This window comes from Streptomyces sp. Z423-1, assembly GCF_013009255.1.
Classification (GTDB): domain Bacteria; phylum Actinomycetota; class Actinomycetes; order Streptomycetales; family Streptomycetaceae; genus Streptomyces; species Streptomyces gossypiisoli.
Window position 1 is genome coordinate 3251332 of the sequence record NZ_CP053109.1, and the last position, 14257, is coordinate 3265588.

Sequence of the window (14257 nt, forward strand, 5' to 3'; positions counted from 1 at the left end):
AGCCAGATGAGCGACTACGACCTCGGCCACAGCGCCAGCCAGAACACCAGCGCCGGCCGCGACGACTCCTTCACCCTCACCCCACCCGAGCCCGTCCCGCCCGTCCCGCGCGAGAAGGCCGGCGGACTCGTCCCCGTCGACGACGGCGTCCGTACGGACATGGCCCGCAAGGCCGCCGAGTACGTCGCCGGACTCGCCGCCCTCGACGCCCGCTCCCCCGAGTTCGCCGGCAAGGTCGGCGAGATCACCGCGCTCGGCGCCGGCGAGATGCGCACCGCGGCCGCGCAGTCCAACCGCATGCTGGAGCGGACCGTGCGCAGCCTGCCCAGCAAGGGCGGCGACGCCCAGGCGCAGGTCGCCGGGTCGCTGGTGGAGCTGCGCCGGGTCGTCGAGGACCTCGACCCGCGCGACCTGCCCGCCGCCAAGGGACGCAAGTTCCTGTCCCGGCTGCCCGGCGGGAACAAGCTGCGCGATCACGTCGCCAAGTACGCCTCCGCGCAGGGAACGTTGAACAAGATCGTGGGGTCGCTGCGCGGCGGGCAGGACGAACTGCGCCGCGACAACGCAGCGTTGCAGACCGAGCGGGTCCGGCTGTGGGAGACCATGGGCAAGCTCCAGGAGTACGTCGTGCTGACCGAGGCCCTGGACCGGGCTGTCGAGGAGCACATCGGCGGGGTCACCGACCCCCAGCAGGCCGACACCCTGCGCGCCGACGTCCTCTTCCCCGTCCGGCAGAAGCACCAGGACCTGCTCACCCAGCTCGCGGTGTGCGCGCAGGGCTACCTCGCCATGGATGTCGTACGCCGCAACAACGAGGAGCTGATCAAGGGCGTCGACCGGGCCGCCACGACCACCGTCTCGGCGCTGCGCATCTCCGTCATGCTGGCCTCCGCCCTGGACAACCAGAAGAAGGTCGTCGACCAGGTCAACGCCCTGCGCGGCACCACCGAGGGCCTGATCCGGGGCAACGCCGAGATGCTCGCCACGCAGTCCGGCGAGATCCAGCGGATCGCCGCCGACCCGGCGGTGGGCGCGGAGACCCTGCGGACCGCCTTCCAGCAGATCTACCGCACGCTCGACGCCATCGACACCTACAAGGTGCAGGCCACCGAGGCGATGGCCGCCACCGTCGAGTCGTTGACGAACGAACTCCACAACGCCAGTGCCCATCTGGAGCGCAGCCGCTCGCAGGGCGCCCTGGAAGGAGGCCAGATATGAGACGCCGGATCGCCGCCCTCACCCTCGCCGCGCTCACCCTGCTCACCGCCTGCACCACCGGGCAGGACGATCCCGACGACGATCCCACCGCCTACACGCCCGGCACGCTGCGCGTCCTCGCCTCCAGCGAGCTCAGCGACATGTCCCCGGTCCTGGACCAGCTCCGCGAGCAGACCGGCATCACCGTCCGGCCCACCTACACGGGCACCATCGACGCCGTCGACCTGCTGGCGGAGGGCAAGGCGGACCAGGCGTACGACGCGGTGTGGCTGGCCTCCAACGACTATCTGCGGCTGCGTCCCGAGGCCCGGAGCAAGGTCGTCTCGGAGACGCCGATCATGTCGAGCCCGGTCGCGATCGGCGTCAAGCCGGCCACCGTCCGGGCCCTCGGCTGGACCCCCGAGGACGTCACCTGGTCCCAGGTCGAGAAGGCCGTCCGGGACGGCGAGCTGACGTACGGCATGACCGACCCGGCCCGCTCCAACTCCGGCTTCTCCACCCTGGTCTCCGTCGCCTCCGCCCTGTCCGGCGCCCAGTCCGCGCTCACCGACGCGGATGTGCGCAAGGCGACTCCGCGGCTGCGGGAGTTCTTCCAGGGGCAGAAGCTGACCTCGGGCTCGTCGGGCTGGCTGGCGAGCGCCTACACGCGGCGCGGCAACGTCGACGCGCTGCTCAACTACGAGTCGGTCCTCAAGAGCATCCCGGACCTGACCGTGATCCGCCCCAAGGACGGCGTGGTCACCGCCGACTACCCGCTCTCCTCGCTCGCCTCCGCCAGTGCCACCGCCCGCGAGGACGTCCGCCGCCTCGCCGAGGCCCTGCGCACGCCGGAGACCCAGCGCGCGATCACCGACCGCACCCACCGCCGCCCGGTCGTCGCCTCCGTCACCCCCGCACCGGGCCTGGAGACCACCCGGCGGCGCGAACTGCCCTTCCCGGGCAGCCGTTCCGTCGCCGACGGACTGCTCGACTCGTACGAGAACGAACTGCGCCGCCCCTCGCGCACGGTGTACGTCCTGGACACCTCCGGCTCCATGCAGGGCGACCGGCTGGACCGGCTGAAGTCGGCGCTCACCGGACTGACCGGGGACTTCCGGGACCGCGAGGAGGTGACGCTGATGCCGTTCGGGTCGGACGTGAAGAGCGTGCGCACCCATGTCGTGGACCCCGCGAACCCGAAGACCGGCCTCGACGCGATCCGCCGCGACACCCGGGCACTCCAGGCCGAGGGCGACACGGCGATCTACACCTCGCTGGAGAAGGCGTACGAGCATCTGGGCGCCGACGAGGACATGTTCACGTCGATCGTGCTGATGACCGACGGCGAGAACACCGTCGGCGCGAGCGCCCAGGACTTCGAGGCGTTCCACGGCTCGCTCACCGGTGAACAGCGCGACATCCCCGTCTTCCCGATCCTCTTCGGCGACTCCGACCGCGCCGAGCTGGAGCACATCGCCGAGCTGACCGGCGGCCGTCTCTTCGACGCCCAGCAGGGCTCTCTGGACGGCGCCTTCGAGGAGATCCGTGGCTACCAGTAGGGCACTGACGTACCTGGAGTCCCGCAAGAACCTCACCGGCTGCGCCTGCGGACTGCTCGGGCTGGTGCTGACGTTCACGGGCGTGGCGGGCCCGTACTGGCCCGTCGTCGTCGCCGGTCTGTACGGGGCGGGCGCGCTGATCGCACCGCCGGAGCGGCCGGCGCTGCCCGACTTCCCGGATCCGTCCGCCCAACTGGGCGAACTGCGCGGCGACTTCGAGCGGCTGGGCGCCTACCTCGCGGACGTGGAGCTGCCGCCCGCCGCGTCCGGGCGCCTGACCGAGCTGACCGACCTGCTGGCGGCGCTGCTGGAGCCGGGCTGGGTCGCCGAGGTGCTGGCCCAGGACCCGGAGGGCGTGCACGCGCTGTCGCGGGCGGTGCGGCAGGACATTCCCGAGGCCGTCGACGCGTTCGTACGCACCCGGTGGTGGCACCGGATGACGCCGGGCCAGGAGCCGCCGGAGCGCCATCTGGAGCGGCAGCTGGCGCTGCTGCACGAGGAGGCGGCGAAGCTGGCGGCGGAGCTGAGGGAGATCGAGGCCCGGCGGCAGGAGTCGCACACCCGCTACTTGGAGGACCGCTCCAACTGAACAGGGCCGGGGCCCCGCACGCCGTTGTGCGGGGCCCCGGTCTCCTGTGTCACCACGGCCGGCCGTGACGATGTTGCTGGTCAGGGCACTGTCGGTAAGACCGGCCGTGGAGTCTTTCGGGTGGGCCTCAGCCCAGCCGCCGCACCAGGGCGTGGTACTGGTCCCACAGCTCCTTCGGCGTGTGCTCACCGAAGGTGTTGAGGTGCTCGGGGACGAGGGCGGCCTCCTCGCGCCACACCTCCTTGTCCACGGTGAGCAGGAAGTCCAGGTCCTCGTCGGCCAGGTCCAGGCCGTTGGTGTCGAGGGCCTCCTTGGTCGGCACGATGCCGATCGGGGTCTCGACGCCCTCCGCCTTGCCTTCCAGCCGCTCCACGATCCACTTCAGGACGCGGCTGTTCTCACCGAAGCCGGGCCAGACGAACGCGCCGTCGTCGTTCTTGCGGAACCAGTTGACGTAGTAGATCTTCGGGAGCTTCCGCGGGTCCTTGTCCTTGGCGACGTCGACCCAGTGGCCCATGTAGTCGCCCATGTTGTAGCCGCAGAACGGCAGCATCGCGAACGGGTCGCGGCGCAGCTCGCCGACCTTGCCCTCGGCCGCGGCGGTCTTCTCGGACGCCACGTTGGCGCCGAGGAACACGCCGTGGTTCCAGTCGAAGGACTCCGTCACCAGCGGTACGGCGGTGGCGCGCCGGCCGCCGAAGAGGATCGCGGAGATCGGCACGCCCTTGGGGTCCTCCCACTCGGGCGCGATGATCGGGCACTGCGCGGCCGGGACCGTGAAGCGGGCGTTGGGGTGGGCGGCCGGCGTCTCGGACTCGGGCGTCCAGTCGTTGCCCTTCCAGTCGGTCAGGTGGGCCGGGGTCTCCTCCGTCATGCCCTCCCACCAGACGTCGTTGTCGTCGGTGAGCGCCACGTTGGTGAAGACCGAGTTGCCCCACAGCGTCTTCATCGCGTTGGCGTTGGTGTGCTCACCGGTGCCGGGCGCGACGCCGAAGAAACCGGCCTCGGGGTTGATGGCGTACAGGCGGCCGTCCTCGCCGAAGCGCATCCAGGCGATGTCGTCGCCGATCGTCTCGACCGTCCAGCCGGAGATCGTGGGCTCCAGCATGGCGAGGTTGGTCTTGCCGCAGGCGCTCGGGAAGGCGGCGGCGACGTACTTGGGCTCGCCCTGCGGCGGGGTGAGCTTGAGGACCAGCATGTGCTCGGCCAGCCAGCCCTCGTCGCGGGCCATCACGGAGGCGATGCGCAGGGCGTAGCACTTCTTGCCGAGCAGGGCGTTGCCGCCGTAGCCGGAGCCGTAGGACCAGATCTCGCGGGTCTCCGGGAAGTGGGAGATGTACTTGGTCTGGTTGCAGGGCCACGAGACGTCCTGCTGGCCGGGCTCCAGCGGGGCTCCGAGCGAGTGCACGGCTCGCACGAAGAAGCCCTCGGAGCCGAGCTCGTCGAGGACCGGCTGACCCATGCGCGTCATGGTGCGCATGGACACGGCGACGTAGGCCGAGTCGGTGATCTCGACGCCGATCGCGGACAGCGAGGAGCCGAGCGGGCCCATGCAGAAGGGCACGACGTACATGGTGCGGCCCCGCATCGAACCGCGGAACAGGCCCTTGTCACCGGTGAAGATCTCCCGCATCTCGGCGGGGTCCTTCCAGTGGTTGGTCGGGCCGGCGTCCTGCTCCTTCTCGGAGCAGATGAACGTCCGGTCCTCGACGCGGGCGACGTCCGTCGGGTCGGACGCCGCGTAGTAGGAGTTGGGGCGCTTGATCGGGTCGAGTTGACGGAAGGTGCCCTTCTCGACGAGCTCTCCGCACAGTCGCTCGTACTCGGCCTCGGATCCGTCGCACCAGACCACGTTGTCCGGCTGGGTCAGTTCGGCGATCTCGTTGACCCAGGAGACGAGCTCCTGGTGGTTGGTCGGGACGGTACTGGGGGGAGCCGCGATGTCGCGCGCCACGATCGCTCCTAAGTGAGGGATTTTTTGTCTGTCTGCCCCGTGGGGGCCGCGACCCGGATGCTTCGCTTACTCCCTTTGGCGCTCATCCGGTGCCGACCGCACTCATTTGATCATCCGAGGTGACCGCCCATTTGTCCAGAGGACCGCCCACCTGAGCGGCGTGAGCAAGGCCACCACCTCCGTGTTCCCGTTTGTTTCTTTACATGCACGTTGGGTTCGAATGACCGACTCTTGAGGGATGCGGGCGCCGTCTCGCGGGCTCCAACTGCCGTGAGACGATGACCACTACCCTCGGCACACTGACCCGTCACTTACGGTTCCGTAGGTACGATGCGGCACATGACTGCGTCCGCCTCCGACGCGCCCAAGGACTCGCCGGTCGCCGACCGGATCTCCAGCGCGCTCTCCCTGCCGCACCCGATCAAGCCCAAGCTCCGCGGCTGGCTGCACCTCGGCATGTTCCCGGCGGTGCTGGTCGCGGGCCTGACCCTGACCGCCCTCGCGGACTCGGCACGCGGCCGCATAGCCTGCGGGATCTACGCCCTCACGGCCTGCCTGCTGTTCGGCGTGAGCGCGCTGTACCACCGGGGCACCTGGAGCCCGCGGATGGACGGCGTCCTGCGCCGCCTGGACCACTCCAACATCTTCCTGATCATCGCCGGCACCTACACCCCGCTGACCCTGCTGCTCCTGCCGGGCAGCAAGGGCCGCTGGCTGCTGTGGGGGATCTGGGCGGCGGCGCTGGCGGGCATAGTCTTCCGCGTCTTCTGGGTCGGCGCCCCGCGCTGGCTGTACACGCCCTGTTACATCGCGATGGGCTGGGCGGCGGTCTTCTTCCTGCCCGACTTCCTGCGCACCGGCGGTATCGCGGTGCTGGTCCTTGTGATCGTCGGCGGGGTGCTCTACAGCGCGGGCGGGGTCGTCTACGGCATCAAGCGACCGAACCCGTCACCGCGCTGGTTCGGCTTCCACGAGGTGTTCCACTCGTTCACGCTGGCGGCGTTCGTCGTGCACTACGTGGGGATCTCGATGGTGGCGTACCAGCACGCGTAACAGTCGGCATCTTTTGAGAGCAACTCTCATCATGGAGCTACTCTCATTGTCATGACGGCTGCGCACTCCTCCACCCCCGCCGACCGCCCCCGGCCGGGGCTCCGCGAGCGGAAGAAGATCAAGACGCGGGAGGCGATCCGCACCGCCACCTACGCGCTGATCGAGGAGCAGGGGTACGAGGCGACGACGATCGAGCAGATCGCCGACCGCGCCGAGGTGTCGCCGTCGACCGTGTTCCGCTACTTCCCGGCCAAGGAGGACATCGTCCTCACGGACGAGCACGACCCGCTGCTGCTGGAGCAGCTCCGGGCCCGTCCGGCGGACGAGCCCTGGCCTCAGTTCATGCGGCAGATCATGCACAAGGCCATCGGCCTCGGCACCGGCGAGGCGCGCGAGGTCACCCGGCTGCGGTGCCGACTGCTGGCGGAGGTACCGGCGGTGCGGTCCCGGATGACGGAGAGCATGTCGGAGACCGGGCACGTGCTGGCCGAGGCCATCGGCGAGCGCACCGGCCGGGATCCGCAGAGCCTGGAGGTGCGGGTCTTCGCGATGTCCCTGATCGGCGGGCTGATGGAGGTGTCCCAGTACTGGGCCCGCACCGGCTTCCGGGACGACCTCGCGGACCTCGTCGACCGGGCCCTGGCCCTTTACGAGCGCCCGCCTGACATCCTGGTCCCGTGAACCGACCCGAGATCCACGTCCAATTCGCCACCGACCTGCACCTGTTCGTCCCGCACGGCCGGCGGCGCGGCGCCACCGCGCTCAGCACGGACGGGGTCTCGACGCTCGGCCATGTCGTCGAGTCCCTCGGCGTCCCGCTCACCGAGGTCGGCGCGCTCGTCGTGGACGGCCGCCAGGTGCGGCCGGCGCACATCCCGAAGGACGGCGAGACGGTCTCCGTCCGCGCGGTCGAGCGCCCGCAGCACGTCCCCGGCGCCCCGCTGCGGTTCCTCCTCGACGTCCACCTCGGCACCCTCGCCCGCCGGCTGCGCCTGCTCGGCGTGGACACGGCCTACGAGTCGACGGACATCGGCGACCCGGCCCTCGCCGCCCGCTCGGCCGCCGAGCGGCGCGTCATGCTCAGCCGCGACCGGGGTCTGCTGCGCCGCCGCGAACTGTGGGCGGGCGCCTACGTCTACAGCACCCGCCCCGACGACCAACTCCGCGACGTCCTCGACCGGTTCTCCCCCGAACTGCGCCCCTGGACCCGGTGCACCGCCTGCAACGGCCTGCTCCGGGAAGCCACCAAGGACGAGGTGGCGCAGCAACTGAAGGGCGGGACACAGCGGTCGTACGACGTCTTCGCCCAGTGCCGGGAGTGCGGCCGGGCGTACTGGAAGGGCGCACACCACGAGCAGCTGGTGGCCATCGTGGAGCGCGCCCTCACCGAGTTCCCGAGCCGGGGCTAACGCCGGCGCACATCACCCTTTCCGCACGCCACGCCGTCCTTGTTCGGGTCGAGGAGGAGCGGGTCGTCCTTGCCGTTGACCTTCAGGCGGCCGTAGTCGTGCTGTTTGAGCCAGGTGCAGCGGGCCGCCGTCGTCTTCTTCACGTCCGCCGGGAAGGTGGTCGGCACGCAGACGTTGGCGGAGCCGTAGTGGCGGTCGCAGCCGGAGACGGTCGTGGGGACCTTCTGCGACGCCCGCTTCTTGCCGGGCCCCGTGACCTTGCCGGACAGGTCGTCGGCGAAGGAGTGGACGTGTGCGGAGGCGTCGGTGGCCTTCAGGGCCTGCGGCCCCGACAGGTGCACCCACTTGGCCACCGACGGCACGCCGTTGGCGTCGACCGCGAAGAGCATGTACCAGCCGGGCGGGGCCAGGTTGGGGTTGCTCGTGACGTTGAGGTCGATGTTGTTGCCGTCCACGCTCAGCGGCAGGTCCACGAACCGCTGGTTCGGGTCGGAGGAGTGCGTCACCGCCGCCGGGCGGATCAGCTCCGCCTTCGCGATCGGGCGGTCGACCGTGATCCGCTGGGTGTCGCCGTAGTTCCATTCCGTGTCGATCACCGACGTGATCGTCGGGCGTTCGCCCTTGAACAGATACGGCGGGGTGTAGATCGACACGTTGTGGTTCCAACTGCCGTTGCCCGGGTTGTCGCCGGTGGTCATCACCCGGCCGTCGGGCAGCAGGAACGCCGAGGAGTGGTAGCCGCGGGCCTCGGGGTCGGCGGCCACCGGGTCGAAGGTGTTGGTGGCCGGGTCGTAGATCGACGACTCGTAGACCGGGTTGGCGCGGTTGTGCAGGGCGCCACCGGTCTCCAGGACCTTGCCGTCCGGGAGCAGCACCGCGGAGACGTACATCTTGCCCTGGTCACCGGTCTGCGGGACGGGCCCGTTGCCAAGGTCGACCGTGCCCTGCGGGATCGGCGGTCCGGCGACGTACGTCGGGTTCGGCTCCTTGAGGTCGATGATGTCGGTCAGGCGGTTCCCCTCCGGGTTGGAGTCGATGTTGCCGCCGCCGAGGGTGAGGACCCTCTGGTCCTGCGCCGGGGGCAGCAGCACGCTCGCCGACTGGTCCCGCTCGTCCTTGTTCTGCAGGCCGGGCACCTGGGTGACGGTGTTGGCGTCGTAGTCGTAGATCGCCGAGCCGGTGCCGGGGATGTTGTTGCCGAAGACATGGCTGCCGGAGTAGAACAGGCGGCCGTCCTGCATCAGGATCATCGACGGGTACAGGCCCCAGTAGGACCAGGTCTGGTTGACCTTCCACAGCGGCTGCCACTGCTGCTCGGCCTCGGAGAACAACTCGGCGGTCACCGACCCGGTGGAGTCCTCCTTCAGCCCGCCGAAGGAGATCACGTCACCGTTGCCGAGGATGGTCGCCGACGGGTACCAGTGCCCGTCGTTCATGTCGTTCGTCTTGATGTACGTCTCGGTCGCCGGGTCGAAGATGTACGAGTCCTTGTACCCCTGGTAGCCGATCGTGCCGTCCGCCGACGGATAGCCCTTGTTACCGCTCATGATCAGCACCCGGCCGTCCTGGAGCTGGACGTGCCCGGCACAGAACATGTCGTCCGGCGTGGGGATGACCTTGTACGTGCCGTTCTCCGGGTCGTAGACCGCGGAGGTGAAGGTGCCCGCCTCGAACATCTCGGGGTCGTTGCCGGAGCCCGCGATCAGCAGCACCTTGCCGTTGTGCAGCACGACGGAGTGCATCGAGCGGACCGGGTTCTGCGCGGGCAGCACCTCCCACTTGCCGTTGGCGCACTCCTCCGCGGTGCCCGTGCACTCCGGCTCCGGGACCGGGTCGGCGACCTGTTCCATCGTGTAGTCGTCGGTGGTGGCGGAGCCCGTGCCGTAGACGGAGACGCCCCAGGAGATGCGGTCGGTGCCGGCCGGGACCTCCGGGGTGCGGACCGTGGCCTCGGTCCAGGCACCCGCCATCTCCAGCGTCTTGAGGTCGGTCCAGTACTGCCAGCCGGCCGTGGCGTCGTGCCGGAACACGGTGATGTTGGCGTCCGGCGTGGTCGTCTTGTACCAGAGCGACAGGTCGTACTGCTTGCCGGGCGTGACCACCGGCGCGCAGTCGGCGGACTCGGTGATCAGCGCCTTGCGGTCGCCGTCGACGCGGCGGGTCAGCTCGACCTTCATCGCCTTGCTGCCGGAGTGGGCGTCGGCGACCGTCTCGTAGGTGAAGTCGTTGTCGCCCCAGCCGGACTTCGACCAGCAGTACGGCATGTCGCCGGTGCCGGCCGTCTCGAAGCCGGGGTTCTTGATCAGGTTGGCGGCGGAGGCGGGCTGGGGCGCGGTCAGCAGCAGACCGCCGGTGAGGCCTGCCACGGCCAGCAGTGCGGTTCTGCGTCTTGATCTCATACGGTGCTCCTTGCTGTGCGGCTCCTGCGAGGCAGGTACACCAGCGCTTCGGTCCCTACGAAGCGCAGGACGAAGGTGATGACCAGCGCCAGCGCGGTGGCGGGCAGCACGGCCATCCCGAACACACCGACCAGCAGCGCGATCAGCGGAATCCGCAGCACCAGATCGGCGTTGGCCAGCAACGCGAACCGCCCCAGCCGGTCCCACCAGGCCCGGTGCCGGCGCCGGTCACGGAACAGCAGCCGCTCGATGAGCAGGAAGTTCCAGGCGACGCCGAGCTGGTTGGCGAGGATCTCGGCGGGCAGGTAGTGCATGCCGAGGCTGGTCAGGGCCCACAGGCCGAGCAGGTTGGGCAGGAAGCCGGTCACGCCGATCAGCCCGAAGACGATCATGCGGGCGACCGGCGAGGCGGTGCGCAGCCCGACCAGATGGCGCAGGAAACGCAGGCCCTCCTGCGCGGTCGACTTGGACTCCCCGGCGAACCGGTCCTGGAAGACGAACGGGACCTCGGTGACCTCGCGGGGGCGGCTGCGCACGGCGAGTTCGAGGAGGATCTTGTAGCCGAGCGGCTGGAGGATCTCGGCGGTGACGGCGCTGCGCCGGATGGCGAAGAAGCCGCTCATCGGGTCGCTGATGCCGTGCAGCTTGCGCGGGAACAGCGACTTGGTCAGCCAGGTCGCCCCGCGTGAGACGGCCACGCGGTAGCTGCCGGCGAGCCCGGCGCGGCTGCCGCCCTTGATGTAGCGGGAGGCGACGACCAGTCCGGCGTTCGCCCGCTCCCCCGTGGCGACCAGCTCCGGCACCAGGGAGGGCGGATGCTGGCAGTCCCCGTCCATGACGACGATCCAGTCCGACCCGGCCGCCTTGATGCCCTCGACGACCGCGCCGCCGAGCCCGCCGACGGGCTCCTCGCGGTGCAGCACGGTCACCGGAAAGGGGCAGTCCTGGGCGGCCTTCTGGATCACCTCCGGGGTGTCGTCGGTGGAGTCGTCGACGAAGACGACCTCGCAGGGCAGCCGGGACGGCACCGACTCGGTGATCTGGTGCAGCAGTTGGCGGATGTTGGCGGACTCGTTGAAGGTCGGTACGACGATGGTGACGGCGCCCGGCTCGGGCACGTCCGCGGCATACGCCGCCGGATCGCCCAGCTCGCCGGGGACCACGGACTCCTGGCTCATCGGTCGCCTCCCGTCCCGGCGCTGACAATCTGCCGGATCTCGATCCGGTCCTCACCGGCGCCGAACACGGCGACCGGCGTCGAGTGCTCCATCGCGGCCTTGACGTTCGGCAGGTCGACCGCGTCCCGTCGTACCGTCGGTGAGGCGACCACGTAGTCGAGGTCGCGCCAGCCGTTCGGCATGGTCTTCGTCACGGCCGGGTCGAGGTCGGCCTTGTAGAACCAGATGACGCCGAGGCCGGGCCGGTAGCCCTGGTGCACGAGGTCCAGCCACATCGCGTCGTCGACCAGCACCCGGGTGTCCTCCGGGTCCTCGACCTCGGTGGCCATCCATTCGGAGGCGGCCCGGTAGGGGGCGTTGGCGTCGGCGGTCATGGCGGTGCGGTCGCCGTCGTACCACTTCGGTACGACGTAGGCGCCCGCGGCGATCGCCAGGACGGCGGCGAGCGCGTACCGCCCGCCGGTCACGTATCTCTTCTCGCCCGCCCGGCGCCACCGGCGCAGCACGGCGTGGGCGACGGAGGCCGTGCCCCCGGCGAGCACCAGGGCGAGGAACGGCAGCGCCTGGATGATGTACATGGCGGGCAGATAGCCCGGCCGCAGGGCCATCCCGGCGAGGATCGCCACGGCGAGCGCGGGCCCGGCGAGCGCCCGCGCGGTCACCGACCAGCGCCAGGTGACCACGAGCAGCAGCGCGCCGGCGAGTCCGCCGAGGGGCAGCACGCGGTCGTAGTACAGCCAGGACTGGAGCACGCCGTAGGAGCCGGTGCCGGGTTCGAGGATGAAGCCGGAACCGGGGCGGCTCATCTGGTAGACGATGCCGTCCCACAGCGAGACGTGCCCGTCGCCCGGCAGCAACTCGCCCTTGAGCAGGGCGAAGAGCGGGTACGAGATGCCGATGAGCGCGCAGGCGGTGATGGCGCCGGTGATGGCGAACTTGCGGGTGTCCTGGTGGCTGTGGCGCCACATGGTCACCAGCACGGCCGGCAGCACGAGCAGCATCGTCTCCTTGGTGAGCACCGCGGCCGCGGCCGCCATGCCCGCCCCGAAGTGGTGCCAGAGGTGGCGGCTCGGGGAGGCGGCGAGGGCGAACGCGAGCAGCGTCCACATCACCGCGATGTTGTCCAGGAAGATCTCGCGCTGCAGGACCACCGACAGCGGGGAGAGCCCGAACAGCGCCATGGCGAGCCCGGCAGCCCAGCGGGGCAGCGACAGCCGGCGCGCGACGACGTACACGAGGACCGCGCTGATCGCGCTGATCAGCAGCATCACGGCCCGCATCGAGCCGACGGTCATCGACTCCGGCGCGACGTACGCGGGGATCCAGGTCAGCAGGGCGAGCTGGATCCAGCCGAGCGGCGGGTGGTCGTACCAGTACGTGTAGTGGGCCAGGCCCCGGCCCTCCTGCACGGCCCAGGCCTGGGCGAGGTAGGTGCCCTCGTCGTCGCTGAGGGTCGGGTAGTCGGCGATGTTCCAGCCCTGCACGACGAGGATCGCCACGAGCAGGACGCCGCACAGGATGAGGTCGGGACGGGAGGAACGGAGTCTTCTGGGCGGCGTCGCGCGGTGTGTGGGCCCGGTTCTGGGCGCAGCTGTCCGCTGCGCGGGGACCTTGACTCCGGTCGCCGCGGGAAGGGTGGAGGTCACGCAGGAACATCCTCTCGGTTCACGTGCGCGAGGTGTGCGCCGACGTGGCTGGTCAACTCCCAGTCGTTACGGCCGCGTTGCTCGCGCCACACTGCGCGCACGGCGGCTCCGGCGAGGAGCACCTGGTAGAAGGGGCCGCCGATGATCAGCTTCAGGTAGTGCACGAAGCGGACCCGCAGCCCGTACTGCTTGCCGAAGTCGTGCAGCCCGACGAGCTCGAAGACGAAGGTGACGAGCGCGGTGACGGCCGGCAGGAAGGTGATGAAGGCGACGCCGACCGGGACGTCGAGGAAGAGCGCGATGGCCACGTTGAGCGGGATGATGACGCCCGAGATGGCCTGGAGGTACGGCGTCATCAGGGTGTAACGGGCCAGCAGCCGCTGGCGGAAGCCCGGCAGCTGTTTCCAGTCCCGCTTCCGGTAGACCTGCAGGAAGCCCTGGTTCCAGCGGGTGCGCTGCTTGAGCAGGGACATCAGGCTGCCCGGGGTCTCCTCGCGGGTGACCATGTCGGAGTCGTAGGCGACGACGACCTTCTTGCCGACGCTGGACAGGCGCACGCCCAGGTCGCAGTCCTCGGCGAGGCAGTTGGGGTCCCAGCCGCCTGCTTGTTTGAGGACGTCCGTCCGCACGAAGACGGTGTTGCCGCCGAGCGGGATGAAGCCCTTCTGCGCGTGCAGATGGAGTCGGGAGCGGAACCAGAAGAAGTACTCCAGGCAGTTGCGCAGGCTGTACCAGCTGGAGTGGAAGTTGATCAGCTGCACGCCGCCCTGGACGACATCCGCGCCGGTGGACCGGAACGCGTGGTCGACATGGGCGAGCAGCTCGGGGTGTACCTGGTCCTCGGCGTCGAAGACCCCCACGATGTCGCCGCGGCAGTGCGGCAGCGCCGTGTTCATGGCCTTCGGCTTGTTCTTCTTCTCGTGGGTGTCGACGACGACCCGCACACGCGGGTCACGGGTCGCCGCCCGCCGGGCCACCTCGGTGGTCTCCGGGTCGTCGTGCCCGACGATGACGATGATCTCGAAGTCGGTGTGCGTGGACTGCAGCAGCCGCTGGATGGTGTGGTCCAGCACGGCCTGCTCGTGCCGCGCCGGAAGCAGCAGCGAGAACGACACGTGCTCGGCGCCGTCCGGCCGGCTGAAACGGGTGGAGGCCAGCACTTCGGGCGTGCGCCACGCGTGCATCTGCCACCACAGAGTGAAAGCCGCCATCCCGAACAAGGCCAGCGAAACAACGGCAATGAAGACAGACGTGAGCAAAAGATCCCCCCAGA

The 14257-nt window shown here is 69.9% G+C and carries 11 protein-coding genes; 6 read left to right on the top strand and 5 right to left on the bottom strand.

Annotation, left to right across the window (positions count from 1 at the left end):
- Positions 1 to 6: 6 nt before the first annotated feature.
- From HJD23_RS14540 to HJD23_RS14550, 3 genes are read left to right on the top strand one after another with little or no spacing between them, the layout of a single operon-like run.
- A complete protein-coding gene (locus HJD23_RS14540) occupies positions 7 to 1218 on the top strand; it encodes a toxic anion resistance protein (protein ID WP_171109962.1) in 1212 nt (403 codons plus the stop codon).
- Entirely contained in the window at positions 1215 to 2756 is a 1542-nt protein-coding gene (locus HJD23_RS14545; RefSeq protein WP_171109961.1) for a substrate-binding and VWA domain-containing protein, read from the top strand. Before HJD23_RS14540 ends, HJD23_RS14545 begins: the two co-directional genes overlap by 4 nt.
- On the top strand, positions 2743 to 3345 hold the full coding sequence (locus HJD23_RS14550; protein ID WP_171109960.1) for a hypothetical protein: 603 nt from the start codon (positions 2743 to 2745) through the stop codon (positions 3343 to 3345). The genes HJD23_RS14545 and HJD23_RS14550 overlap by 14 nt, the downstream gene beginning before the upstream one ends.
- A gap of 127 nt (positions 3346 to 3472) precedes the next feature.
- Here HJD23_RS14550 and HJD23_RS14555 read toward each other — a convergent pair whose 3' ends face one another.
- Positions 3473 to 5299, bottom strand: coding sequence for a phosphoenolpyruvate carboxykinase (GTP) (locus HJD23_RS14555; protein WP_171109959.1), 1827 nt, complete (start codon positions 5297 to 5299; stop codon positions 3473 to 3475).
- A gap of 339 nt (positions 5300 to 5638) precedes the next feature.
- On the opposite strand from HJD23_RS14555, the gene HJD23_RS14560 reads away from it, so the two are divergent.
- Genes HJD23_RS14560 through HJD23_RS14570 form a run of 3 tightly spaced genes read left to right on the top strand, consistent with a single transcriptional unit; the run spans position 5639 to position 7761 of the window.
- Complete coding sequence (locus HJD23_RS14560; RefSeq protein WP_171109958.1) at positions 5639 to 6352, top strand: hemolysin III family protein; 714 nt, start codon at positions 5639 to 5641, stop codon at positions 6350 to 6352.
- Between the two features lie 51 nt (positions 6353 to 6403).
- Positions 6404 to 7033 (top strand): TetR family transcriptional regulator, encoded by a 630-nt coding sequence (locus tag HJD23_RS14565; protein ID WP_171109957.1) that lies wholly within the window; start codon positions 6404 to 6406, stop codon positions 7031 to 7033.
- The gene (locus HJD23_RS14570) at positions 7030 to 7761 is read left to right on the top strand and encodes a Mut7-C RNAse domain-containing protein (RefSeq protein WP_171109956.1); all 732 of its coding nucleotides are present in this window, start codon (positions 7030 to 7032) and stop codon (positions 7759 to 7761) included. The genes HJD23_RS14565 and HJD23_RS14570 overlap by 4 nt, the downstream gene beginning before the upstream one ends.
- Here the strand turns inward: HJD23_RS14570 and HJD23_RS14575 are convergent.
- The 4 genes from HJD23_RS14575 to HJD23_RS14590 are packed head-to-tail and all read right to left on the bottom strand — an operon-like array spanning position 7758 to position 14243.
- Positions 7758 to 10160 (bottom strand): galactose oxidase-like domain-containing protein, encoded by a 2403-nt coding sequence (locus HJD23_RS14575; RefSeq protein WP_171109955.1) that lies wholly within the window; start codon positions 10158 to 10160, stop codon positions 7758 to 7760. The two genes, HJD23_RS14570 and HJD23_RS14575, sit on opposite strands and share 4 nt — an antisense overlap.
- Positions 10157 to 11338, bottom strand: coding sequence for a glycosyltransferase family 2 protein (locus HJD23_RS14580; protein ID WP_171109954.1), 1182 nt, complete (start codon positions 11336 to 11338; stop codon positions 10157 to 10159). Before HJD23_RS14580 ends, HJD23_RS14575 begins: the two co-directional genes overlap by 4 nt.
- On the bottom strand, positions 11335 to 12984 hold the full coding sequence (locus tag HJD23_RS14585; protein WP_171109953.1) for a phospholipid carrier-dependent glycosyltransferase: 1650 nt from the start codon (positions 12982 to 12984) through the stop codon (positions 11335 to 11337). The genes HJD23_RS14580 and HJD23_RS14585 overlap by 4 nt, the downstream gene beginning before the upstream one ends.
- Positions 12981 to 14243, bottom strand: a complete 1263-nt coding sequence (locus HJD23_RS14590) for a glycosyltransferase (RefSeq protein WP_171109952.1) — start codon at positions 14241 to 14243, stop codon at positions 12981 to 12983. The genes HJD23_RS14585 and HJD23_RS14590 overlap by 4 nt, the downstream gene beginning before the upstream one ends.
- Positions 14244 to 14257 lie beyond the last annotated feature (14 nt).